The sequence below is a fragment of the Treponema sp. OMZ 906 genome (assembly GCF_024181185.1).
In the GTDB taxonomy this organism is placed as follows: domain Bacteria; phylum Spirochaetota; class Spirochaetia; order Treponematales; family Treponemataceae; genus Treponema.
This window is the reverse complement of record NZ_CP051196.1, coordinates 2,084,556-2,106,977: the sequence shown is the minus strand read 5'-3', so window position 1 is coordinate 2,106,977 and position 22,422 is coordinate 2,084,556. Positions and strand designations below refer to the sequence as shown.

Sequence of the window (22,422 nt, the reverse complement as noted above, 5' to 3'; positions counted from 1 at the left end):
ACTGCAGCTTGTATAAGCTGTGAAATTTTAATTTATAGGAGAAGATAATATGGCGGCATTAACAAACGAACAAATTATTGAGGCAATCAAAGAGAAAACAATCCTTGAGCTTTCCGAATTGATTAAGTCGATGGAAGAAGTATTCGGCGTAACAGCTGCTGCTCCGGTTGCAGTTGTTGCCGGTGGCGCTGCAGGCGGTGCGGCGGCTGCTGAAGAGCAGACTGAATTTACCGTAACGCTGAAAGGTTTGACAGATCCCAGCAAGAAAATCGGCGTAATCAAAGAGGTTAGAAACGTTATTGCCGGTCTCGGTCTTAAAGAGGCAAAAGAACTTGTAGAAGGCGCTCCGAAAGTATTGAAGGAGAATGTTTCTAAAGAAGAAGCTCAGAAGATTAAAGAGGCTATGGCAGCTGCCGGTGCAGAGATTACGATTGCTTAATTCTTTTAATATGAGCCGGTTGTGCTATGCAACCGGCTATTGTTTGATTCTCTGATTTTTTCTCAAACACTATGTTAAGCTTCCTCGTGAATAGGGGAGGCTTTTGTAGTTTAAACAGGTAAAAATATGGTAGTAAAAATAAAAAGCTGCTTAAAAAGTCTGTTTTAAAAAATGGGTCGATTGTAAGACGGTTGTATACTATGTGCTGTGCAGTACGTTGTGCTCATTCTAAGTTTTGATAGAGACGCGGAACTGCTCGGGCGAGAGAAGGGGGATAACGGGATGCCTGTGCGGAAAACGGTTAATCGCCAATATATCGGAAAAAATATCCAAAATTTTATGGAGCTGCCTAATTTAATTGACATTCAGCTCGCATCGTATGAAAAATTTTTGCGCCGCGGAACACACCAAAGCGGGAATACTTCGGAGGAAGTCGGTTTGGAGGATGTGTTTCGGACAACCTTCCCGATCGAAAGCCCGAATGGCGATATGACGTTGGAGTATCAATCGTATACGCTTGATGAAAATGATATTAAATTCAGCGAATACGAGTGCAAGCAGAAAGGCTTGACTTATGCCATTCCGTTAAAGGCTCAGATAGATTTGGTATTTAACCAAACCGGTGAAATCCGCCGTAAGAGCATCTATATGGGTGATATTCCGTTGATGACCGAACGCGGTACTTTTATCATCAACGGTGCCGAGCGCGTCGTCGTATCTCAAATACACCGCTCTCCGGGCGTTATTTTTTCTCATGATAAAGGCGTCTATTCAAGCAGGATTATTCCCTATCGTGGAAGCTGGCTTGAATTTGAAATTGACCAGAAAAAAGATCTGATTTATGCAAAGCTCGATAAGAAAAAACGTATCTTAGGAACCCTGTTTTTACGGGCACTGGGATATGAAACCCGCGAACAGATTATCGACTTTTTCTATAAAACCGAAGTGTTGCCGATTGCGGAAGGGGCAACGGAATACGATAAGCTGGTAGGTCGTGTGCTTGCCAAGCGGGTTACCGTGACCGACGAATCCGGAGAACGGACGCTTTATCAGGCCGGTGAAAAGATTCATCCGCATGTTGTCGATGAGCTTCGCCAAAACCATATCGCCGAAGTTACTGTTATCGATTTCAAAAAAGAGGGTAGTCTTGATTCTCCCGTTATCATCAACTGCTTTGAACGGGAGGAAATCCGTTTTGCCGATACTGCAAAAGGGCAGGAACCGACGAAGGAAGAGGCACTGTCTGTTGTTTACGCCGCTTTAAAGCCCGGCGATCCTATGACAGTAGAAGCTGCCGAGAAAGATTTGACCTCGATGTTTTTCTCTCCTCGTCGATATGATCTCGGACGTGTGGGGCGGTACAAGCTGAATAAAAAATTTGATTACGAGCATTCCGTTGAAGAATGTACGCTTATCCTCGACGATATTGTAAATACGATGAAGTACCTCATTCAGGTTTACATCGGAGACGCTTCAATCGATGATATCGACCACCTCGGTAACAGACGTGTCCGCTCCGTCGGTGAGCTGATGACCAATACGCTTAAAACCGCGTTTCTCCGTATGGAGCGGATTGCGCGCGAGCGGATGGGGTCAAAAGAAATTGAAACGATTAAGCCGCAAGAGCTTATTTCCATAAAGCCTATCGTGGCAACCATTAAAGAATTTTTCGGGGCAAGTCAGCTTTCACAGTTTATGGATCAGGTTAATCCGCTCGCGGAGCTTACCCATAAACGCCGTCTGAATGCATTAGGCCCCGGCGGTCTTTCTCGCGATCGCGCCGGTTTTGAAGTCCGCGACGTTCACTACACCCATTACGGACGGATGTGCCCGATTGAAACGCCGGAAGGTCCGAATATCGGTCTTATCGTATCGATGGCAAGCTACGCGCATGTCAATGACTACGGCTTTTTGGAAGCACCGTATGTCAAGGTTGTCAACGGTGTTGCAACCCGAGAGGTTGAATACCTTTCGGCGATGGACGAAGATAAATATTACATTGCACAGGTGTCCACTGCAGTGCAGAGCGATGGCACGATTACAGCAGAACAGATTGCATGTCGCCATCAGGGAGACTACACGACGCGTAATTCAAAAGAAGTACAGTACATGGACGTGTCGCCCAAACAGATTATATCCGTGTCTGCATCGCTCATTCCCTTCCTTGAGCATGACGACGCAAACCGTGCGCTCATGGGTTCAAACATGCAGCGGCAGGGTGTACCGCTCGTATTCCCCGAACCGCCTCGTGTCGGTACCGGTATGGAAGGTAAGTGCGCGTATGATTCGGGTGTGTTAGTCAAAGCAAAGCGGAGCGGTACGGTTACGTTCGTTTCCTCCGAGAAGATTTCCATTGAATCGGACGCGCCGGAAGGAACGGAGGAAAAGGTTCGCGACTATACGCTGCTGAAATATCAGCGTACCAATCAGGATACCTGCTATCATCAGCGACCGATCGTTGCCGTCGGACAGCATGTAGAAGTCGGTGATGTTATTGCCGACGGGCCTGCAACCTATCAGGGAGAGCTCGCACTCGGCCGCAATATTCTGGTCGGCTTTGTGCCGTGGAACGGGTATAACTACGAAGACGCTATTTTGATTTCCCGTCGCGTGCTGAAAGAAGATATGTTCACGTCGGTGCATATTAAAGAGTTTACGACGGAAGTCCGTGAGACCAAACTCGGTTCGGAGCGGATTACCAGCGATATTCCCAATAAGTCTGAAAAAAGCCTCGATAACCTTGATGCGGAAGGTATTATCCGCATCGGTGCGCAAGTCCGCTCCGGCGATATATTAATCGGAAAGATTACGCCTAAAAACGAGTCGGAGACGACACCTGAGTTTAAGCTGCTCAATTCGATATTCGGTGAGAAGGCAAAGGATGTTCGCGACTCCTCATTGCGCGTACCGCACGGTGTTGAAGGTACGGTTATCGATGTACAGCGCTTGAAGCGTTCTCAGGGTGATGATCTTAATCCGGGTGTTGATGAGTTTATCAAAGTTCTCATCGCGACAAAACGTAAGTTGCGCGAGGGTGATAAGATGGCCGGCCGCCACGGAAACAAGGGTATCGTTGCCCGCATTTTGCCGGAAGAAGACATGCCGTATATGGAAGACGGTACGCCGCTCGATATCTGCTTAAATCCGCTCGGTGTTCCTTCTCGTATGAATATCGGTCAGATTTTGGAGTCGGAACTCGGCCTCGCGGGCTTGCGCCTTGACGAATGGTACGAAGCGCCCGTATTCCAGTCGCCGACCAATGAGCAAATCGAGAAGAAACTGGTTGAAGCGGGTATCCCCGCCAACTCAAAGGTGAAGCTGCGTGACGGACGAACCGGTATGCCCTTCCAGAACGATGTATTTGTCGGAGTTATTTATTTTATGAAGCTCGCTCACCTTGTTGACGACAAGATGCATGCCCGATCCACCGGCCCGTATTCGTTGGTAACTCAGCAGCCGCTCGGCGGTAAGGCTCAGTTCGGCGGTCAGCGTTTGGGAGAAATGGAAGTGTGGGCGCTCGAAGCTTATGGTGCGGCCAATACGCTGCAGGAGCTTTTAACCATTAAGTCGGACGATATGCACGGACGTTCCAAGATATATGAGTCTATCGTGAAGGGACAAGCCGCAACCGCCGCCGGAATTCCCGAATCGTTTAACGTATTGGTACAGGAATTGCGCGGTTTGGCGTTGGACTTCACAATTTACGATGAAAAAGGAAAGCAAATCCCGCTGACCGAGCGTGATGAAGAATTAATCACCGAAAACAGCTCCAAGTTTTAATTGAGATGAGGATGGGCTATGAGAGATATACAAGATTTCGACAATATTATGATTAAATTAGCTTCGCCCGAAGCGATCCGCGCGTGGTCGTACGGCGAAGTAAAGAAACCCGAAACAATTAACTACCGTACCCTGCGTCCTGAGCGGGAAGGGCTTTTCTGCGAGCGTATTTTCGGTACTACAAAAGAATGGGAATGCTATTGCGGTAAGTTTAAATCAATCCGTTACAAAGGCGTTATCTGCGACCGCTGCGGTGTCGAGGTTACTCATTTTAAAGTACGCCGCGAGCGTATGGGGCATATCGAATTGGCAGCACCTGTTTCTCATATCTGGTACTATCGGTCGGTGCCGAGCCGAATGGGGCTTTTGCTGGACTTACCGGTTGCGGCGCTCCGTTCGGTGTTGTATTACGAAAAGTACATCGTTATTGAGCCGGGTGGAACGGATTTAAAGAAAAATCAGCTGTTAAACGAAGACGAATATCGCGATGCTCAGGAACGGTACGGCGGAGCCTTTACCGCAAATATGGGAGCGGAAGCCGTTAAAACCTTATTAAGCAACTTAAATCTGGATGAGCTCGCTGCTCAGCTCAGAATGAAGATGATAGAAAAGGGTGCAAAAAGCGATAAGCGGCTTTTAAAGCGCATCGAAATTGTCGAGCATTTTAGAACGTCAAACAATAAGCCCGAATGGATGATCCTTGACGTTATTCCGGTTATTCCGCCCGATTTGCGCCCGATGGTACAGTTGGACGGCGGACGCTTTGCAACCTCGGATTTAAACGATTTGTACCGCCGCGTTATTCATCGGAACAGCCGTTTAACTCGCTTGATGAGCTTAAAAGCACCCGATATCATTATCCGCAACGAAAAGCGGATGCTGCAAGAAGCGGTAGATGCTTTGTTCGATAATTCGAAGCGGAAGCGTGTCATTAAAGGTTCGTCAAACCGCCCGCTTAAATCCATCTCGGATATGCTCAAAGGCAAGCAAGGGCGCTTCCGCCAGAACCTGCTCGGTAAGCGCGTTGACTATTCGGGACGTTCGGTTATCGTCGTCGGGCCCGAATTAAAGCTGTGGCAGTGCGGCTTGCCCACCAAGATGGCAATGGAGCTTTTCAAGCCGTTCATTATGAAAAAGCTCGTGCAAAAAGAAATCGTTTCCAATATCAAGAAAGCAAAGATTATGGTTGAGCAGGAGGCCGCTCCGGTTTTTGCCATTCTCGATGAGGTTATCAGCGAACATCCTGTTATGCTGAACCGTGCACCGACCTTGCACCGGCTCGGTATTCAGGCCTTTGAACCGGTTCTTGTCGAAGGGAAGGCTATTAAGCTGCACCCGCTCGTTTGTAAACCCTTCAACGCGGACTTTGACGGTGACCAGATGGCTATTCACGTACCGCTTACACAGGCGGCGCAGATGGAATGTTGGACGCTGATGCTTTCAAGCAGAAACTTGCTCGACCCTGCAAACGGAAAGACAATCGTATATCCGTCACAGGATATGGTTCTCGGTCTGTACTATTTAACCAAGCAGCGTTCATTAAAGGAAGGTCAGCATATTCGCCGGTATTCTTCGGTTGCCGAAGTAATGATGGCCGCAGAGGCCGGTTCCATCGGTTGGCAGGAACTGATAAAGATTAAGTACCGCGGTGAAGAGGTTGAAACGACGCCCGGCCGCCTCGCCTTTAACGAAGAGATGCCGGAAGGAGTTCCGTTTGTCAATACCGCTCTGGATGATAAGCAAATCCGCAAGCTGATTGAAACCGTGTACCGCACGAAGGGAACATGGGTTACCGTCCAGATGCTCGATAAGCTCAAATCCGTCGGGTATTACTATGCGACTTTCTTCGGCGCGACGTTGAGTATGGACGATATCATTATCCCTGCGGAAAAATCGGCTATGCTTGAAAAAGCAAACAGCGAAGTTCTTTCTATATATAATCAGTATCGCGGCGGTCATATTACGCAGGAAGAGCGGTATAACAGGGTTGTTGAAGTGTGGTCAAAGACAAACGAAGAGTTGACCACGATAATGATGGATACGCTCGCAAAGGATCAGGACGGCTTCAACACAATTTATATGATGGCCACCTCCGGTGCTCGTGGTAGCCGTAACCAGATTCGTCAGCTTGCCGGTATGCGAGGTCTTATGGCTAAGCCGAGCGGCGATATTATCGAGTTGCCCATTCGTTCAAACTTCAAAGAAGGTTTGAACGTTATCGAATTCTTTATTTCTACGAACGGCGCCCGAAAGGGTCTTGCCGATACCGCGTTGAAGACTGCTGATGCCGGTTATCTAACGCGTCGTCTTGTCGATATTGCACAGGATGTTGTTGTCAATGAAGAAGATTGCGGCACCATCAACGGTATTGAATACTCGGCGGTAAAATCCGGAGACGAGGTTATTGAATCTTTGAGCGAACGGATTGTCGGTAAGTATACGCTCGAGCGGGTTGAGCACCCGATTTCGCATGAGCTCTTAATTGATGTAAACGAATATATCACCGATGAGATTGCTGCGAAGATCGAAGAAGCAGGCGTCCAGACCGTTAAGCTCCGCACGGTATTAACCTGCGAGTCCAAACACGGCGTTTGTGTCAAGTGCTATGGCCGCAACCTTGCCCGCAATAAGATTGTCGAAATCGGCGAGGCGGTCGGTATCATCGCCGCACAGTCCATCGGTCAGCCGGGTACTCAGCTCACGATGCGTACCTTCCACGTCGGAGGTACGGCAAGCAGCACGACCGAAGAGAATCATATCACCTTTAAATATCCCGTCATCATCAAGGATATTTTGGGAACATCCATTCCGCTTGATGACGGCAATCTCTTGTTTACCCGGCGCGGTACGCTTCTGTTTGAGAAGGTACTTAAAGAGTATACGCTTGCGGCAGGGGATTCCGTTGCGGTGGAAACGGGTGTTCGCATTCTGCGCGACGACGTGCTGTATACCGCTGCGGATGGCACGGTTATAAAGAGCCCGCTGAACGCTTTTGCTTATTTGAAGGGTTCGACGTTGTATTTGACGGCGCCCGAACAGAAGACCGAAATCAGAAACGGTTCTACCGTTGTTATTAAAAAGGGTGATTACGTACCGGCTACCTCGATTGTTGCAACCTTCGATCCGTATAATGAACCGATTCTTGCGGAACAGGACGGATTTGTCCGGTTTGAGGATATTATCCCCGGTTCGACCCTCGAAGAAGAAGTCAACGATGAAACCGGCGTCGTGGAACGCCATATTTCCGAATTAAAATCGGATATGACCTTACAGCCCCGTGTATTTATTTCTGATGAATCCGGTAATGCGCTCGGTTTCTATTATCTACCGGACGGCGCTCAGCTGATGGTCGAAGAAGATACGCAGATTAAGGCCGGTACCGTTATCGCAAAACTTGCAAAAGCCGCTGCGAGAACGCAGGATATTACCGGCGGTCTTCCCCGTGTTTCGGAACTCTTTGAAGCTCGCCGTCCCAAAGTGCCTGCAGTACTGGCTCAGGTCGCCGGTACCGTTTCGTTTAAAGGCTTGCTGAAAGGTAAGCGCATCGTTATTGTGCGCGACCATTACGGCAAGGATTATAAGCACTTGGTTCCGATGTCCAAGCGACTGCTTGTCCGAGACGGCGACACGGTTGAAGCGGGTGAGCGGCTATGCGACGGTAACCTTGATCCGCATGATATTCTTGCAATCTTGGGTGAAAATGCACTTCAGAATTATCTGATGAATGAGATCCGTGACGTTTACCGAATGCAGGGCGTTTCCATCAACGATAAGCACATCGGCGTTATTGTCCGCCAGATGCTCCGTAAGATTGAGGTGGTTTCCGTCGGCGATACCCGCTTTATCTACGGTCAGCAGGTTGATAAGTATCAGTTCCATGCGGAAAATAAGCGCGTTACCGCGGAAGGCGGTCAGCCGGCTATCGCTCGTCCGATGTTCCAAGGTATTACCAAAGCGGCATTGAATATCGATTCGTTTATCTCGGCTGCTTCGTTCCAGGAGACGACAAAGGTTTTGACGAATGCCGCTATTGCCGGAAAAACCGACGAGCTGCGCGGCTTAAAGGAAAATGTTATTATCGGACATCTTATTCCCGCCGGTACCGGTATGCCGCAGTATCGTTCGGTTAAGCTCTTTGATAAGAACATGAGCGACTTGGACGAGCAAGTCAATGAAATTCTCGAGCGGCGCAGACGCGAGCTGGAAGAAGCGGCAGCTGCCGAAGCCGAAGCGGAGATGGATGAAGAAGATTTTGATACGGATGACGATCTCGGCTACGATGGTACGGAGTCCGTCGAAACTTCTTATGATGAAGAGCCTCGTGAAGAACCTGCAGGAGATGCTGGGGATTTTGAGGATTGACAGTCTGCATATAGTGCATTAAAATAAACAACTGTTGTTATAACTTAATCCGTAGTGCTGGCGGAGAGATATAAGGAGTTAGGGCAAATGCCTACAATTAATCAATTGATAAAGCAGGGGCGTAAAGCGGTCGTCTCGCGAACCAAGAGCCCTGCATTGCAGTCATGCCCGCAGAAGCGCGGTGTATGCACCCGTGTAATGACGGTTACGCCGAAAAAGCCGAATTCCGCATTGCGGAAGGTTGCCCGTGTGCGTTTGAGCAACGGTATCGAAGTAACTGCCTACATTCCGGGTATTGGACATAACTTACAGGAACACTCCGTTGTGTTAATCCGCGGCGGCCGTGTTAAGGATTTACCGGGTGTGCGATATCACATCATCCGTGGAACAAAGGATACGCTCGGTGTTGCCGATCGTAAGCGCGGCCGTTCAAAGTACGGCGCGAAGAAGCCCAAGGCGTAAGGGAGGTTTATTATGGGACGAAAAAAGAAGACTATCAATAGACCGATTGCGCCGGATGCACGCTATAACAGCGTCGTGCTTTCAAAGTTTATTGCTCGTATGATGCTTGACGGAAAAAAATCCGTTACAACGGCTATTTTGTATGACAGCTTTGATGTAATTAAATCGAAGACCGGTGAAGATCCTCTTACCGTATTTACCAAGGCGCTTGAGAATGTTAAGCCGCTTGTCGAGGTAAAATCTCGCCGCGTCGGTGGCGCCACCTATCAGGTACCGATCGAAATCCGCGAATCCCGCCGCGAGGCGCTCGGAATGCGTTGGATTATCGGCGCTGCCCGCAGCCGGAACGGTCATGCAATGTCCGAACGTTTGGCTGCCGAGGTCATTGACGCCTACAACAATACCGGTACTGCCTTCAAAAAGAAGGAAGATACCCACCGTATGGCGGAAGCGAACAAAGCCTTTGCGCACTACCGCTGGTAGTTTTATATCTGCCGGTACCGATCGTTATCGGTAATGCAGCAGAGCGCGAAAAGCCTTGAAACAATATGTTTCAAGGCTTTTTTTATTCATCTTTCCGATAATGCTTGTATCCGGGGTGTTTACCCCATACCTTATAGTCGGCGCGCATACGGCAGAGGCGGTCTATGTTTTCGCGAGAAATTTCTTTTTCACCGCCGAGGATATGGGCGTAGATACTGATTTTTGCCGAAAGCTCCAGGGTCTCCATTCGGTAATATGCGGTTAAAAGATCACGGCCGAGGGCAAGCGCGCCGTGGTTTTCGAGAAGAAGCACGTCGTGTTCGGGTAAATACGGAGCAATCGCTTCGGGAACTTCGTCGGTTGACGGCGTTCCATAAGGGGCAAGCGGTACCGAACCGATGGTAATAACCGATTCAATGGTTGTATAGCGATCCAGCGGTAGGTGCGCGACTGCAAAGGCCGTTGCGGCAGGCGGATGCGCATGGACTACAGCGCCGACATCATCGCGATCTTGATAGCAGCGTAAATGCATTCTAATCTCCGACGAGGGTTTATACCCTGATGCGCCTTCAATGATTTCACAGTCTTTGGTAATGATCAGCAGTTTTTCAGGAGTGATGAGGCTTTTGCTGATACCTGTCGGCGTTACCAAAAAATTTCCGTTTTCCAGCTTAGTCGATACGTTCCCGTCATTTGACGCTACCCAGCCAAGCTGCCACATTTTATGGCAAATATCGCACATCTGATCTTTAATCTCTGAAATATTCATAGCGTTCAGTATACTGCGGAATGCTCTTCTGTCAATTTAAAATGGCTAAAACTATAGAAATTTTTTGACAAAACCTTCGCATATTTGTATTATTCGTATGATCCGATTATGGGGAGTATAAACCTTATGGAAAAGGCGATAACGCGGCCGCTGATAGTGCGCAGAGGTATGCCGTATTTTTTGTTGTTTTCAATATATGCGATAGTCAATACCTATCTGCCGATTATGCTTAGAACACTCGGGTTTTCAACGGCACAGATCGGTATTCTGCTCGGTGTTATCGAAATAGCGGGTGTATGTGCACCTTTCTTTATTACGCGCCGACTTGATAAAACCGGTCGTTACGGATTGGTCATGTGCATATTCGGGTTTGATATTGCGCTATTGCTGTTACCGCTCCTCCACTCCCATTCTTTTTTTGTTACGGCGATCTGCCTTGGTATTTTCGCCATAGGTTTTAAGGGAATGGTACCGGTATTAGACGGATTCACAACAAAAGCGCTTGGACAGCATAATGCCCAATATGGGAAAATTCGAGCGCTCGGTTCTGTCGGCTTTGTCGGAATGAATCTATTTTTGCAACTGCATCCGCTTATTTCGGGAAAAAGACCCATTTCAATGATGCTGAGCATTAGTACGGGGGCACTGTTGTTTGTGGCAATGCTCCGATGGGTGCCCGATTTATATGATCCGTTGCAAGTTCGGGCAGATAAAAAGAATGGTGCGGAAAGTCTGACCGGAAGGAATACGGTGTTGCCGGACGGTGCGGAACCTCTTGCGGTAGAGCAGTTCCCAAAGGATTTGATACAACTGAATGCACAGGAGACTGTAACGCCCGCAGGACAGCGGAGGGCACCTGCCGTATTTGCTAAGTTATTTTGGGAATACCTGTTGTTGATTTTTCTCGCATTCTTAGGGTTAGTTCCCTGCCAACGTTTTTTTTCGCTCTATGTAGAAGAATATATCAAAATAGAAGCATCTGCCGGTTTATGGGCTCTGTCGGCAATGGCAGAAATACCGGTGCTTCTTATTTCCGGAAAGCTTATCCGGCATTTTGACAAAGAGCGGCTCCTTGCTGTCTGTTTATTTAGTATCATCGTACGGAATTGCTGTTATATTTTTATCCCCGGCATTGCAGGCGCTGTCGTAGGACAGCTTTTGCATTCGCTTAGTTTCGGCTTATTCCATCCGTTGAGCGTGCTGCTCTGCGTTTTGCATAGCCGTGGCAATACAGTAACTGCGATGACCTTTTTTACTGCAGCAAACGGTGTCGCCTATGTACTCGGCAGTGTGATCGGCGGATATATTATCGAATATATGGGGTATCAGGCTCTTTTTTTATTGTTTAGCGTATTCCCTGCTATCGGTATCGGCTTTTGTCTTCTGTGCCTGTGGCAAAAAAGCAATTGAACCTCCCTCTAGCGTGGATTGCGAATCGGTTTTTAGAGATATTCATCAGTATTTCCCAGCGATTGACACATCGACACCAAACCATTTTTCGGATATTCTCCGAAGGGTTCCGTCTTGCGCCATATCGACAAGAAGAATATTTATCGCTTTTACCAACTCTTCGTCTTCTTTCCTAAATGCATAACTATAAGTCGCGATATTGATCGGATCTCCAATTACTTCGTAAGGTTTCTTTTCTATTGTGGTTTTATTGTAATATGTTAGTAAGTTCATGACGGCAGCGTCAAGTTGTCCATAATCCAATGCAGTTAGCATGATCTCCTGTCGGGGATAAAGATATGGCCGGCGTCCGTTATTAATATAAAGAGGGGACTTCATGACAATTTTACGCATCTCCTCATCGGACAGCATACCAATTCGCTTATTCCGTAAATCGGTAAATTGGCGGAACTGTACTTCACCACTAAAACTTTGTAGCACAACAACGACCAGCGCATCGCGTAAATACGGTATACTTAGTAAAAAGCGTTCGGCATTGGCCTCATTATTGATGAAACCGCTTGCGATATAATTAATTCTTCTGTTTTCGAGTTCTGCAATTCTGTTTTGGGATGTAATGGGGACAAGCCGCAGCTTTACTCCGAGCTTTTCGGTAACGGCTTTGGCTATATCTACTTCGTATCCCATGATTTCACCCGTACTGGAAAAAAAACTGAGCGGAGGAATTGACGGGTCGACGCCGACTACGAGTTCGTTTTTGACAATGACTCTTGCCAATGAAGAATCGTTTATACCTTCTTCATTTGTTCGCTGCTCGGTACAGGAAAGAATTGTAAACAGCAAAAGAATACCAAAAAAAATTTTTACTTTCATTTTTACCTCAGTACTATTAGAATCTGGTATTCAGTATTGACAAATTAGAACCGAACCATTTCTTTGAAAAGTTCGGGATAGTATTATCTCCATTCATTTCAATCAAAACAGATTCAATTTTAGCTACAAGCGATTTATCCGTTTTTCGAAATGCAAACGTATAATATTCGGTGGCAATGGCTTCGTTGATAATACGGTATCGTGGATTTTTGTCGAGCATATTCCATGAGTAAATAAGATCTAATACAGCAGCATCGCATGTTCCTGCATCGAGGGCTTCATACAGGTGATTAATAGAGTCAAGCTGCCGGATGCTCACATGGTCTTTCAACACTTCTACATCCAACAAAGCTTCGTCTCCTGCTGTTCCCACCTCAACTGCTATCCTTTTATCTCGTAACTGTGCCAACGTTTGATATTCTTTGCTTGCAAGAGCTACGACAATTTTCGCATTTTGAAGATATGGCGTACACATCCGATAGTGCTGTTTCCGGTCTTCCGTAAGGCTGAAGCCGCTCGCAATGCAATCAATTATTCCCGTATTCAAAAGAATCTCTTTTTGTGTCCAATCTATCGGATAAAAGATAGGATGAATGCCGAGGCGGCGGCATAATTCCGTTAATATATCGATATCATATCCCACTATTTCGTTCTTTTCATTTCTAAAAGAGAGGATGGGAACAAAATCTGAAACACCGATGACCAGTGTGGCTTTTACCTGAACCTTTGACCAAGACGGATCTTCAATATATTCAAGTTTATTACTGCGGCATGAAGAAAATAAAATACATAGTATACATAATACTGCACATGCAGTTACCCGTTTTTTCATATTTATCTTTACAACCTTCAACAACAATTTTTCGCACGGTGAGTTTAATACTTCTGTGGCCACAGACTAACACTTTTTATGAGTCCTGTAAAGAGAAATTGTTCAGAGTGTTCAGGGTAAATTGTTCATGTCCGTTTGATGGAATCGCATTAGGCTGCTCTTACTGATGAGTTCTATTTTACAAAATTGAAAAATTATTGATTTCACGAATATGAAAAGGGTAAAAATTGATTTCCGTGAAAAGTTATACTGTAACATTGAAATTTTCGGATAATCGTGTTATAGTGCACCGCTTAATGCATTCTGAAAAGAGATATCCTGTGATATGGATTTATAAGGAGGAATGATAAAGAATGAAAAAAATATCTTTGCGTATATTCACAATTACATTGGCACTTGCGGCGTTTTGTTTCGCAGGGTGTAGTAAAAATGAAGGGGCGGCGCAGCAGGCCGGACAATCGGTACAGGAAACGCAGACTGCGGTACGGTATAAGGACGGCGTTTACAAAGCTGTTTCCGGTATTAAAGACGATTGGGGCGGGTATGCTGAGGTAACGATAACCGTTAAAGACGGTAAAATAACCGACTGTGAATTTCTGTCTTACGAGAAGGACGGAACGCTGAAAGGCGAGGACTACGGCAAAACCGACGGAGTGATTAAGAATGCCGGTTTATACAAAATTGCGCAGAACGCAATTAAGAATGCCGAAAAGTATGGACCGAAACTGGTTGAAACGCAGCAGCTTGATAAAGTGGATGCGATTGCCGGCGCGACCGTATCTTATGAACTGTTTGAGAACGTAGTCGGTATCGCGCTTAAACAGGCGAAGGCGGAGTAGTAACGATGGCAGCTTCCGAACCGGTCAAAAAATTAACGGTTATCGAACTTGCGAAACAGAACCTTAAACGCAAGCCGTTTAGGACGGTGAGTTTGATTGTGCTGACCGCGGTGCTGGCGTTCAGTCTTTTTGCAGGCAGCTTTTTGGTCAAGAGTTTGAACGGCGGAATGCAGTCTCTGTCGAACCGGCTGGGTGCAGACATCATTGTCGTACCGCAGGGGTATGATTCAAAAATCGAAAGCGCACTACTGCGGGGTGAACCGAACAGCTTTTACTTTAAGTCCGAGGTTGTAGATCGCCTTAAAAAGATTGAAGGGGTTGACCTTGCTTCTCCGCAGCTTTTTATCGCAACCCTTTCCGCCGGATGCTGTTCGTTTCCGTTGCAGGTAATCGGCATCGACTTTGATTCCGATTTTAATATCAAGCCGTGGCTCGAAAGACAGATTCGGTTACCGCTTACCGATAATCAGATTGTCGTGGGCAGTAACATCGTCGGGGATACGCAGTCCCAAGTTAAGTTCTTTAATCAGCCTTTTGTGATTACGGGACGGCTCGCAAAAACAGGTATGGGCTTTGATAACTCCGTGTTTATGACAATTGAAAATGCAAAGCGGCTTGCAAAAGAATATGAGCGGATTATGGAACATCCGGTTGCACAAGACGAGGATCTTATCTCCAGCGTTATGGTGCGGATAAAACCGAATGCCGATGTCAAAACGGTTGCCAAGCGCATCCTCGCTGAGTTTGAAGGTGAACAGATTTATCCTCTTATTTCCAAACGGATGATGACCAATATTTCCGCAAGTATCGCAAACCTCAATGTGTATATTTATGTGCTGCTTGCGCTGCTCTGGCTGTTGTCGTTCATTGTACTTGCAGTGTCGTTTTCTTCGATATTCCATGAGCGGAAAGAAGAATTCGGAATGCTTCGGATTATCGGCGGTACAAAGAAAAAACTTGCGCAGCTTGCTTCTGCCGAAGCGTTTATCATCAGTGCATCAGGTGCGGGAATCGGAACGGGACTGTCCTGCTTAATTGTTCTCTTGTTTAATCAGGCAATTATCGCCGGTCTTAAAATGCCCTTTCTTACGCCGCCGGTTTTGTGGATACTGTTGTGCGCCCTTTTAACCTTATCGGTTATTTCGGGTATCGGCCCGCTTGCTGCGCTTAAAACCATTCACGGATTTTCCAAACAAGAGCCTGCGTTACAGCTGCAAGGATAGGGATTATCTATCTGTTCCAACATTCCGCAACTGCCGGTTTTGATAATCCGCCACAATTCCATGCAGTTGCAATTTTGCAGGAAAACACTGTCATGGCTGATAATAATGAGTGCGCATGATATTTTTGCAAGGGCAGTTTCGAGAAGTCTGGCAGAAAGAATATCCAAGTGATTGGTCGGTTCGTCCAAAATAAGAACTTTGAGTGGTTTTGACATTGCAAGTGCAATCATGAGCTTGCGAAGTTCGCCGGGACTGATCCGCTTGCTGTCAATAAAGGTAAGCAGCGTTTTGGGATTCGATCCCATGCGGTACACCGTAGAAAGAATTTCACTTCGCAGTTCTTTATCGAGCGAGAAGAAGTGTGCTAACACTGCTTGTTCTTCTGCTTTCGGAATTTCCTGCGGCAGATAAAATGAAAGACTTTCTCCATCGCTTTTCTTTTGCAGATCAGCTTCCCGTATCCGGTTTAATATGGTATGTGCAAGCAATGTCTTTCCTGTTCCGTTGGCTCCCGTCAGCGCAATGCGGGACTGCTTTTGCACCGTCAATTCGGGAATCTGCAAGGTATAACTGCCATCTTCTCCTGCAGTGATGATTTGCGGCGGCAGGTGTATGAGTACCTTTGGAATGAACACTGACGTGTCTGCTTGCGCCGGTGAAAACCCTTCCTTACGGTTCAGCGGTTTTGCTTGAGTATCGCGGCGTTTTTCGGCTTGTTCACGGCGGCTGTCAAAACATTTTTTTACGGTGCCCGGCGTACGGTCTTTACCGGTAACAATGGCAAGGCGGATTTTTTGTGCTGCATCGTGGTCTTTGCCGCCGTACACATTTCTCAGGCGGTTCTTAGAATGTTCTGCCTCGCGCTGCCACATATCTGAAAGTGCTTTTGCTTTTGAAACCCCTGCATCCGCTTTATGCCATTCCGAAAGGCAGGAAGCTCGCTCTGTGTCCCAAAGTTCAAGCGCTGTACTTACATTCGCAGCATAGAGCTTACCTCTGATTGAATCGGCTCCGTCTGCGAACGCTGCCGATTCCCGATATAAGTAGAAGGTAGCGGTACACAATGAATCGGCAAAGGCGCGGTCATGACTGACAATGAGCCCTGTGCCGGTAAACAGTTTTAAGGCATTTATAATGAGCTCTTTTGAAACGGCATCCAAGTGATTGGTCGGTTCGTCAAGCAGCAGAACCGAAGGACGCTCCGCTAAAGCACAGGCAATTTGCAGCCGCTTCTTTTCTCCGCCCGAAAGTGTTTCCCAGCGTTCAAGCTGTTTTGCCGTAATATTAAGCAGCGAGAAAAAGCGACGCACTTCGTTATCCGCATCCCAGAACAATGTATACGCAGTATCGGGCAGTTCCGTACTGTTTTGCGCACAGTATACTGCCGATTCGCATTTAATTATCCCTGAAAGCGGCGGTAGCATCCCTGCGATTAATTTGAGTAATGTCGTTTTTCCGCAGCCGTTTGCACCGGTAATACATGTCCAATGGGATGCTCCTCCAAGCGCTGCGGAGAATCCGTCGAATAATATCTCCGCAGAATCCGGATATGAAAAAGAAATATCTTGTAGTGTTATCATTCCGATAGCTGCTCCAAAATGAAGTCTAAATATGTTTTACTCGATGCCATAATTACCGATGCCTTACGATTTTTTTATTGATGATAATGTGTACCGCACTGAACAATATATAATTTATTATCTTCAGCTTTATATACAAGTCGATTTGCCGCATCTATTCTTCTGCTCCAATACCCTGATAATTCATGCTTTAATGGTTCAGGTTGTCCTTTTCCCTTATCGATACCATTTCTTTCAATATCTTTAATTAAATCATGTGTAGTTTTTATCAATTTTTGCTGATGTTTATCAAAAAGTTGGCAATAATCTTTCCATGCAATATCAGACCAAACTTTTACCATCAATCAGTTTCCTTCAGTTCATGAATTTGACATTTTCCGGTTTCAATCTGATGTATACTTTTACGCAAATATTTCATATTTTCTTCCGAATAAATATACGGATCCTCGGATGCTTTCAGTGCAAAGGGCAAGCCATTTTCCCGAATCGTGGCCTTTACAAAAGAATTGATAGCCGAAGAAATATTGATACCCATAGAATCACATATTCGTTCAAAACTTATTTTATCGTTCTGTGTGATTTTTGCTGATATTGTAGTCATTTCTAATACCTCTTACTACAATGTAATACATGAGCTCCCAAAAATCAAGTATCCTGTCTGTTAAAAATTTGATTTATTCGTGTGGAGAGGGCGGGGAATTATTTTTAACATCACTTTCAGTCTAAAACTTAATGTGGAGCAGCTCCATAGTATAAATACCGCACACTTTTTATCTTTTCTTCTTCATTTTCGGCGCCGGTAATTCATCATACATTGCATTAAACAAGCCCGTTATAAATGCTTTGTCATCAACTTCGTCTACTAAAAGCATTTCTTTTGCGCCTTGATACGGCAATTCGTAGGAAGCATTCGGCATATACGCAATTGCCGCCGGAACCGCTTTTACCAGTAAGCGGTCATCGTAGATACCGCCCACAATTTTATCTCGATAGTAAATGATAAATTCTCCCATCATTGCGCGATAGCGTATGTCTTGCAATTCCGATAACTGCTCCAAAATGAAGTCTAAATATGTTTTACTCGATGCCATAATTACTAAAGTCTACTGTTTTTAGCTGTTATTTGTCTATACTGTTCATTTCGCATTGTTTACAAAGTGTTTTTTTACTTGACACCACTTAATAATAACGTTATATTAAAAACCGACAATATTGTCGGTTTTTTGCAAGGAGGGACTTTATTTTGAAAGAAGAAAAACAAAAAGTCGGACAGATGAGAAAAAGAGAAATTCGAGAAGCTGCAAAAAAATGCTTTTTAGATAAAGGCTTTCAGAATACAACAATGGAAGATATCATTACGGAAATAGGTATGAGTAGAGGCGGTGTGTATCATCATTATGCAAGTACAACTGAAATGCTTAAAGACTTGATGCTTGATGGAAATGAATACAGAAATAGCTTGATAACTGAATATTTAGCGCATAATCGGAGCAAAGATAAATATCAGCAAATGGGTGATATTTTAACAAGTAAGGCATTAGCGAAAACCGATTTAATGAAGCTGTACGCGCTTCTTTTACAAGCAAAAAACTATAATCAAGATTTGGAAGATTTATATCAAGAACTAAAATTGCATACAACCAAAGAACTTGATCTCATTGCAAAGAAACTGGGAATTACAGCACATATTTTTAAGGATGGCTTTTTAGTTCATTACATTAACAGTTTAATCGTGAGTTCGGAAGTGCTTAATGCACGAAATTCTTTTGACGTTCATAAGAAGTATATAAAAGAAACAATGATTCAATACATTATTGATCTTGAAAAAAATAACTAAACCAATAGGAAGAGGTGAATTACGATGAAACAAGATATGAAAACACAGCTATTAACTAAAAGTCCTAAAGAATTACTGTTTAAGTTAGCCGTTCCGGGAATAATCGGAATGCTGGTTATCGGTCTATATCCGTTTATGGATGGGATATTTGCAGGACGGATTATTGGGGACTATGCGATGTCGGCAATTAGTGTATCCATGTCCTTGACAATTATAAATGGCGGAATATCGGCTTTGATAGGCGTAGGCAGTGCATCGATATTATCACGAGCTATCGGTAAGGGCGATAAAGAAACAATAGATAAAATATTCGGCAATTTTTGTTATTGGGTTATTTTATTTTCTGCAATTATCACAATAGTAGGTTTGATATTTACACCTCATTTTTTAGATATGGTTGGCGCTAAAGGAAATATTAAAGAGCTGGGGGGGAGATATTTGCGGGTTGTGTTCTTTGGATCTCTATTTGTTAATTTCGCTCAAGCGGGTAATATGACAATGCGCGGCGAAGGGGCATTAAAACAATCAATGATGATTATGGGAACGGGAGCCATACTCAACATTATGTTAGACCCTATTCTTATGAAGCTCATGGGAGAGTATGCTATTGAAGGAGCTGCTATCGCAACCGTATTATCTCAGATCGTACAAGCTTTATTAACATTTCATTATTTTTCAAAGAAGAGTTCATTTGTGAAAATCCATAAAGTCAAAAAGTACAAAGCAATTTACCGTGAAATGTTTAGTATCGGCAGTTCGGCAATGATGATGCAAATTTTATTTGCGGTGCAGCAAACATTTTTATTTAAGCAAGCCTTTGTATATGGCGGAGATAACTGGGGAATTTTGATGTCTGCAACAATGAGATTATATATGTTTTCATTTATTCCGTTATGGGGAATGAGTCAAGGATTGCAGCCTGTTATAGGAGCAAATTTCGGAGCAAAACAATACGGGCGAGTAAAAGATACGATGAAGATTTTTATGTATGGAGCAACTATTCTTGCGGCTGCTTCGTGGATACCGTCAATGTTTTGTTCCGATACATTACTGTCGTTATTCAGTGTAAGACATCAGATTATTGAAGCCGGTGTTAAAAACTTTAAGATGTTTTATTCCACATTTATTTTATACGGAATTATGATTATGACATTGACCTTTTTCCAATCCATTGGAGACGGTAAAAAAGCAGGGATTATTGTACTGTTGAGACAATTGGTATTATTTATTCCGGCGATACTTCTGTTGCCGCAATTATTCGGAGCGTCAGCTGTTTGGTGGGCGGAACCTATTGTAGATTTTACAATGATTATAGTCGGATTGTTTTTAATGCTTAATGAAATGAGAAAAATAGAAAAGGAAGTCGCTTAAGAGATTCCTTAATCTTAAAACAATGAACTTTTTATGGGAGATGATACTCAATGACAGGGTTGAAAAGGATGAGCCATTAGATATGTATTTTTCTCCCAAGCCGTTTCTCCAATCTCCACTGCGGTGGGACTCCATCGTCTCCCCAATATTCATCCATCGCAATGATTTTATTATCTTTTAGTTTTATAAACGATACCACATGAAAAGAACTTGTTCTATCAACACTATATACGTTGACAGCGGTGATGATTAGATTACCGATTTGTTCTATTCTTTCGATTGTTCCGTCCCATGTTCCCGGATACTCGCAATTTGCTTGTATGTATTCTTCAACCGTGAAATGCTCATTGGTACAATGCCAGTTGATATATGCCGAATCGGAAAAGTAAGTGCGTAATTGTTCGGCATCCTGTTTTAATATTGCATTCAAAAAATCTTGTATGTTCATAACCAGCCTCAAAGTTAGATATTCAATTCCATTTCAATACATTCCCATGCGCAATCCGGCATCATATAGGTTATAACTTTTTCTGTTGGTTGAAAACCGGTGGCTTCATAACAATACCGTGCACGCTCATTATTCGTAAACACTCCCGCAGAAACCGCCTTATTCTGTCGGCAGACCATTGATAAAGCTGCTTTACATTCTTAATCCAACTGCAAATGATTTTTGAATCTTGCGCTTCATATTTTCTTAATACCATGATCACCTCAATAATATTTTTTTATAAACGACACAACGGATTCTTCTTACTTCACCGCGCGCGTTGCAATGTATGACGGGATATGCAATTCGTGCAAGCGTCCTTCTCCGTTCGTGTCTTCGTATATATCGGTGAGCGTGAAACCTGCGCGCAGCTGTCCGCCGATTTGTTCGCTTACTGTATGAGAAAATTGCCATCCACAGTCCGCTTCTTCAAGCTGTTTGCGGTGCGCTTCGTAAACAAGCGGATTAAACGGAAGTGCGTTGATAATCTTCTCTTCTTTTTGATCGACAATATAATTGATCCCCGTATCAAGTCCGCACAGTAACACGCCGCCTTTTTTGAGTATACGAAAACATTCCAAAAACACCGGTTCAACTTTTTCGATATAGCAATTGCTTACCGGATGGAAAATAATATCGAAGGATTCATCGGCAAAGGATAGCGGTTTTGACATATCTGCCCGTATAATGTTAATTCGATAACCTTCTCGTTCGGCAACGACCCGCTCAGATTCAAGCTGTTTTTCAGAGTAGTCAAGCACGGTACATTCCGCTCCGGCTGCGGTAAAAATCGGCATTTGCTGACCGCCTCCCGACGCAAGTCTTAACAGCTTTTTCCCTTTTAAATCACCGAACCATTCACGCGGTACCGCTTTTGTCGGCGTCAATACTACAGACCATTGTCCGTTTTGTGCATTGATATAGGTTTCGTGATCAATGGGCTTACCCCATTCCCAGCCTTCAGTAATCCAACGGTCGATCACCGCTGCATTTGCATCCTGATAATTTTGATGTGTATTCATAAAATGCTCCCATAAAAAGTCAAGAAGAAAGTATCAACTATCGGGTTGTCCCTATCGGTTATTACTTTTTAAATAACCCCTGCTTTTTCAAAATGCTTTTTTAGAAGCTTTTTTGAAATCATTGCACCAATAATCGCGCAGATTGCTATAATAATAAGCATTATTACTGTTGTGATTGGTGAAACTATTTTAGTTAAAATATCTAAGTATTCATCTCCAAATAGTTCCTTATAAGAAGTAATTGTCTGTTCCGCATAAAATAAGAACGGTACATACATTCCACCAAATCCTGCAAGTACACAAAATATCATATATCCTACGGTTAAACCTATATAATCCCCTATGCCTTTTATTTTTGCGATCAGCATTGCAGCAATTCCACCGGTAATACAGCTGATTATATATGGCGGATAAAAGCCTATCAGGCTGGTAAGTACACAAAACAGTAATATCATCCATGGATTTTTTGTTTTAGTAGGTACTAGGAAATAAGCGATTGCTCCTATGATTGCCCAGATAGGAATAGCAAAAAGCAAGGTATATGGTGATATAAACAGAAATGATAATACTCTATACAAAATCTGTGAGCATAAAACCATTAATGCGGTAACAATCAAATCTTTGAGTTGAAACCTTCTTTTTTCTTTCATTAT

Annotated in this window: 20 protein-coding genes; 10 read left to right on the top strand and 10 right to left on the bottom strand. The window is 44.5% G+C overall.

Annotation, left to right across the window (positions count from 1 at the left end; genetic code table 11):
• Nucleotides 1–49: 49 nt before the first annotated feature.
• The 5 genes from rplL (at nt 50) to rpsG (ending at nt 9,526) form a co-directional block, all read left to right on the top strand.
• A complete protein-coding gene (rplL, locus tag E4N69_RS09465; RefSeq protein ID WP_253823662.1) occupies nt 50–439 on the top strand; it encodes a 50S ribosomal protein L7/L12 in 390 nt (129 codons plus the stop codon).
• A 282-nt stretch (nt 440–721) separates the two neighbouring features.
• Nucleotides 722–4,219, top strand: coding sequence for a DNA-directed RNA polymerase subunit beta (gene rpoB / locus E4N69_RS09460; RefSeq protein ID WP_253715762.1), 3,498 nt, complete (start codon nt 722–724; stop codon nt 4,217–4,219).
• 18 nt (nt 4,220–4,237) lie between these two features.
• Entirely contained in the window at nt 4,238–8,581 is a 4,344-nt protein-coding gene (gene rpoC, locus E4N69_RS09455; protein ID WP_253823661.1) for a DNA-directed RNA polymerase subunit beta', read from the top strand.
• Nucleotides 8,582–8,668: 87 nt separating this feature from the next.
• Nucleotides 8,669–9,043, top strand: coding sequence for a 30S ribosomal protein S12 (gene rpsL, locus E4N69_RS09450; RefSeq protein WP_016518396.1), 375 nt, complete (start codon nt 8,669–8,671; stop codon nt 9,041–9,043).
• A 12-nt stretch (nt 9,044–9,055) separates the two neighbouring features.
• Nucleotides 9,056–9,526 (top strand): 30S ribosomal protein S7, encoded by a 471-nt coding sequence (gene rpsG / locus E4N69_RS09445; RefSeq protein ID WP_044013319.1) that lies wholly within the window; start codon nt 9,056–9,058, stop codon nt 9,524–9,526.
• A gap of 82 nt (nt 9,527–9,608) precedes the next feature.
• Here rpsG and E4N69_RS09440 read toward each other — a convergent pair whose 3' ends face one another.
• Nucleotides 9,609–10,295, bottom strand: a complete 687-nt coding sequence (locus E4N69_RS09440) for a class II aldolase/adducin family protein (RefSeq protein WP_253823660.1) — start codon at nt 10,293–10,295, stop codon at nt 9,609–9,611.
• 126 nt (nt 10,296–10,421) lie between these two features.
• Here E4N69_RS09440 and E4N69_RS09435 point away from each other — a divergent pair, with 126 nt between their 5' ends.
• The gene (locus E4N69_RS09435) at nt 10,422–11,705 is read left to right on the top strand and encodes an MFS transporter (RefSeq protein WP_253823659.1); all 1,284 of its coding nucleotides are present in this window, start codon (nt 10,422–10,424) and stop codon (nt 11,703–11,705) included.
• 45 nt (nt 11,706–11,750) lie between these two features.
• On the opposite strand, the gene E4N69_RS09430 is transcribed toward E4N69_RS09435, so the two are convergent.
• Together E4N69_RS09430 and E4N69_RS09425 are read right to left on the bottom strand one after the other, a co-directional pair.
• Nucleotides 11,751–12,578, bottom strand: coding sequence for a substrate-binding periplasmic protein (locus E4N69_RS09430; RefSeq protein ID WP_162664061.1), 828 nt, complete (start codon nt 12,576–12,578; stop codon nt 11,751–11,753).
• A gap of 16 nt (nt 12,579–12,594) precedes the next feature.
• Nucleotides 12,595–13,410, bottom strand: coding sequence for a transporter substrate-binding domain-containing protein (locus tag E4N69_RS09425; RefSeq protein WP_162664060.1), 816 nt, complete (start codon nt 13,408–13,410; stop codon nt 12,595–12,597).
• A 353-nt stretch (nt 13,411–13,763) separates the two neighbouring features.
• Here E4N69_RS09425 and E4N69_RS09420 point away from each other — a divergent pair, with 353 nt between their 5' ends.
• Complete coding sequence (locus E4N69_RS09420; protein ID WP_253823658.1) at nt 13,764–14,249, top strand: FMN-binding protein; 486 nt, start codon at nt 13,764–13,766, stop codon at nt 14,247–14,249.
• A gap of 5 nt (nt 14,250–14,254) precedes the next feature.
• The gene (locus E4N69_RS09415; protein ID WP_253823657.1) at nt 14,255–15,472 is read left to right on the top strand and encodes an ABC transporter permease; all 1,218 of its coding nucleotides are present in this window, start codon (nt 14,255–14,257) and stop codon (nt 15,470–15,472) included.
• On the opposite strand, the gene E4N69_RS09410 is transcribed toward E4N69_RS09415, so the two are convergent.
• The 4 genes from E4N69_RS09410 to E4N69_RS09395 all read right to left on the bottom strand — a co-directional run bounded on the left by E4N69_RS09410 (nt 15,427) and on the right by E4N69_RS09395 (nt 18,143).
• On the bottom strand, nt 15,427–17,052 hold the full coding sequence (locus E4N69_RS09410) for an ATP-binding cassette domain-containing protein (RefSeq protein ID WP_253823656.1): 1,626 nt from the start codon (nt 17,050–17,052) through the stop codon (nt 15,427–15,429). The two genes, E4N69_RS09415 and E4N69_RS09410, sit on opposite strands and share 46 nt — an antisense overlap.
• A gap of 74 nt (nt 17,053–17,126) precedes the next feature.
• Entirely contained in the window at nt 17,127–17,393 is a 267-nt protein-coding gene (locus E4N69_RS09405) for a Txe/YoeB family addiction module toxin (protein ID WP_253823655.1), read from the bottom strand.
• On the bottom strand, nt 17,393–17,653 hold the full coding sequence (locus E4N69_RS09400) for a type II toxin-antitoxin system RelB/DinJ family antitoxin (RefSeq protein WP_002681992.1): 261 nt from the start codon (nt 17,651–17,653) through the stop codon (nt 17,393–17,395). Before E4N69_RS09400 ends, E4N69_RS09405 begins: the two co-directional genes overlap by 1 nt.
• A 169-nt stretch (nt 17,654–17,822) precedes the next feature.
• Nucleotides 17,823–18,143 (bottom strand): TfoX/Sxy family protein, encoded by a 321-nt coding sequence (locus E4N69_RS09395; protein WP_253823654.1) that lies wholly within the window; start codon nt 18,141–18,143, stop codon nt 17,823–17,825.
• Between the two features lie 152 nt (nt 18,144–18,295).
• Between E4N69_RS09395 and E4N69_RS09390 the strand changes: the two genes are divergently transcribed.
• Together E4N69_RS09390 and E4N69_RS09385 are read left to right on the top strand one after the other, a co-directional pair.
• Complete coding sequence (locus E4N69_RS09390; RefSeq protein WP_253823653.1) at nt 18,296–18,889, top strand: TetR/AcrR family transcriptional regulator; 594 nt, start codon at nt 18,296–18,298, stop codon at nt 18,887–18,889.
• Nucleotides 18,890–18,913: 24 nt separating this feature from the next.
• Complete coding sequence (locus tag E4N69_RS09385) at nt 18,914–20,260, top strand: MATE family efflux transporter (protein WP_253823652.1); 1,347 nt, start codon at nt 18,914–18,916, stop codon at nt 20,258–20,260.
• Between the two features lie 76 nt (nt 20,261–20,336).
• Here the strand turns inward: E4N69_RS09385 and E4N69_RS09380 are convergent, their stop codons facing one another.
• The 3 genes from E4N69_RS09380 to E4N69_RS09370 all read right to left on the bottom strand — a co-directional run bounded on the left by E4N69_RS09380 (nt 20,337) and on the right by E4N69_RS09370 (nt 22,419).
• Complete coding sequence (locus E4N69_RS09380) at nt 20,337–20,708, bottom strand: nuclear transport factor 2-like protein (RefSeq protein ID WP_253823651.1); 372 nt, start codon at nt 20,706–20,708, stop codon at nt 20,337–20,339.
• A 302-nt stretch (nt 20,709–21,010) separates the two neighbouring features.
• Nucleotides 21,011–21,769, bottom strand: coding sequence for a class I SAM-dependent methyltransferase (locus E4N69_RS09375; protein ID WP_253823650.1), 759 nt, complete (start codon nt 21,767–21,769; stop codon nt 21,011–21,013).
• A 68-nt stretch (nt 21,770–21,837) separates the two neighbouring features.
• Nucleotides 21,838–22,419: an MptD family putative ECF transporter S component gene (locus tag E4N69_RS09370; protein WP_162664052.1), complete on the bottom strand. Its 582-nt coding sequence runs from the start codon at nt 22,417–22,419 to the stop codon at nt 21,838–21,840.
• Nucleotides 22,420–22,422 lie beyond the last annotated feature (3 nt).

Excerpts from the sequence above, each read along its gene's own strand:
- E4N69_RS09370 (WP_162664052.1), bottom strand. The coding sequence starts at position 22,419 with ATGAAAGAAAAAAGAAGGTTTCAACTCAAAGATTTGATTGTTACCGCA.
- E4N69_RS09395 (WP_253823654.1), bottom strand. The coding sequence starts at position 18,143 with ATGGCATCGAGTAAAACATATTTAGACTTCATTTTGGAGCAGTTATCG.
- E4N69_RS09410 (WP_253823656.1), bottom strand. The coding sequence starts at position 17,052 with ATGATAACACTACAAGATATTTCTTTTTCATATCCGGATTCTGCGGAG.
- rpoB (WP_253715762.1), top strand. The coding sequence starts at position 722 with ATGCCTGTGCGGAAAACGGTTAATCGCCAATATATCGGAAAAAATATC.
- E4N69_RS09440 (WP_253823660.1), bottom strand. The coding sequence starts at position 10,295 with ATGAATATTTCAGAGATTAAAGATCAGATGTGCGATATTTGCCATAAA.
- rpsG (WP_044013319.1), top strand. The coding sequence starts at position 9,056 with ATGGGACGAAAAAAGAAGACTATCAATAGACCGATTGCGCCGGATGCA.
- E4N69_RS09435 (WP_253823659.1), top strand. The coding sequence starts at position 10,422 with ATGGAAAAGGCGATAACGCGGCCGCTGATAGTGCGCAGAGGTATGCCG.
- E4N69_RS09385 (WP_253823652.1), top strand. The coding sequence starts at position 18,914 with ATGAAACAAGATATGAAAACACAGCTATTAACTAAAAGTCCTAAAGAA.
- E4N69_RS09405 (WP_253823655.1), bottom strand. The coding sequence starts at position 17,393 with ATGGTAAAAGTTTGGTCTGATATTGCATGGAAAGATTATTGCCAACTT.
- E4N69_RS09420 (WP_253823658.1), top strand. The coding sequence starts at position 13,764 with ATGAAAAAAATATCTTTGCGTATATTCACAATTACATTGGCACTTGCG.
- E4N69_RS09430 (WP_162664061.1), bottom strand. The coding sequence starts at position 12,578 with ATGAAAGTAAAAATTTTTTTTGGTATTCTTTTGCTGTTTACAATTCTT.
- E4N69_RS09380 (WP_253823651.1), bottom strand. The coding sequence starts at position 20,708 with ATGAACATACAAGATTTTTTGAATGCAATATTAAAACAGGATGCCGAA.
- rpsL (WP_016518396.1), top strand. The coding sequence starts at position 8,669 with ATGCCTACAATTAATCAATTGATAAAGCAGGGGCGTAAAGCGGTCGTC.
- rplL (WP_253823662.1), top strand. The coding sequence starts at position 50 with ATGGCGGCATTAACAAACGAACAAATTATTGAGGCAATCAAAGAGAAA.
- E4N69_RS09400 (WP_002681992.1), bottom strand. The coding sequence starts at position 17,653 with ATGACTACAATATCAGCAAAAATCACACAGAACGATAAAATAAGTTTT.
- E4N69_RS09425 (WP_162664060.1), bottom strand. The coding sequence starts at position 13,410 with ATGAAAAAACGGGTAACTGCATGTGCAGTATTATGTATACTATGTATT.
- rpoC (WP_253823661.1), top strand. The coding sequence starts at position 4,238 with ATGAGAGATATACAAGATTTCGACAATATTATGATTAAATTAGCTTCG.
- E4N69_RS09415 (WP_253823657.1), top strand. The coding sequence starts at position 14,255 with ATGGCAGCTTCCGAACCGGTCAAAAAATTAACGGTTATCGAACTTGCG.
- E4N69_RS09375 (WP_253823650.1), bottom strand. The coding sequence starts at position 21,769 with ATGAATACACATCAAAATTATCAGGATGCAAATGCAGCGGTGATCGAC.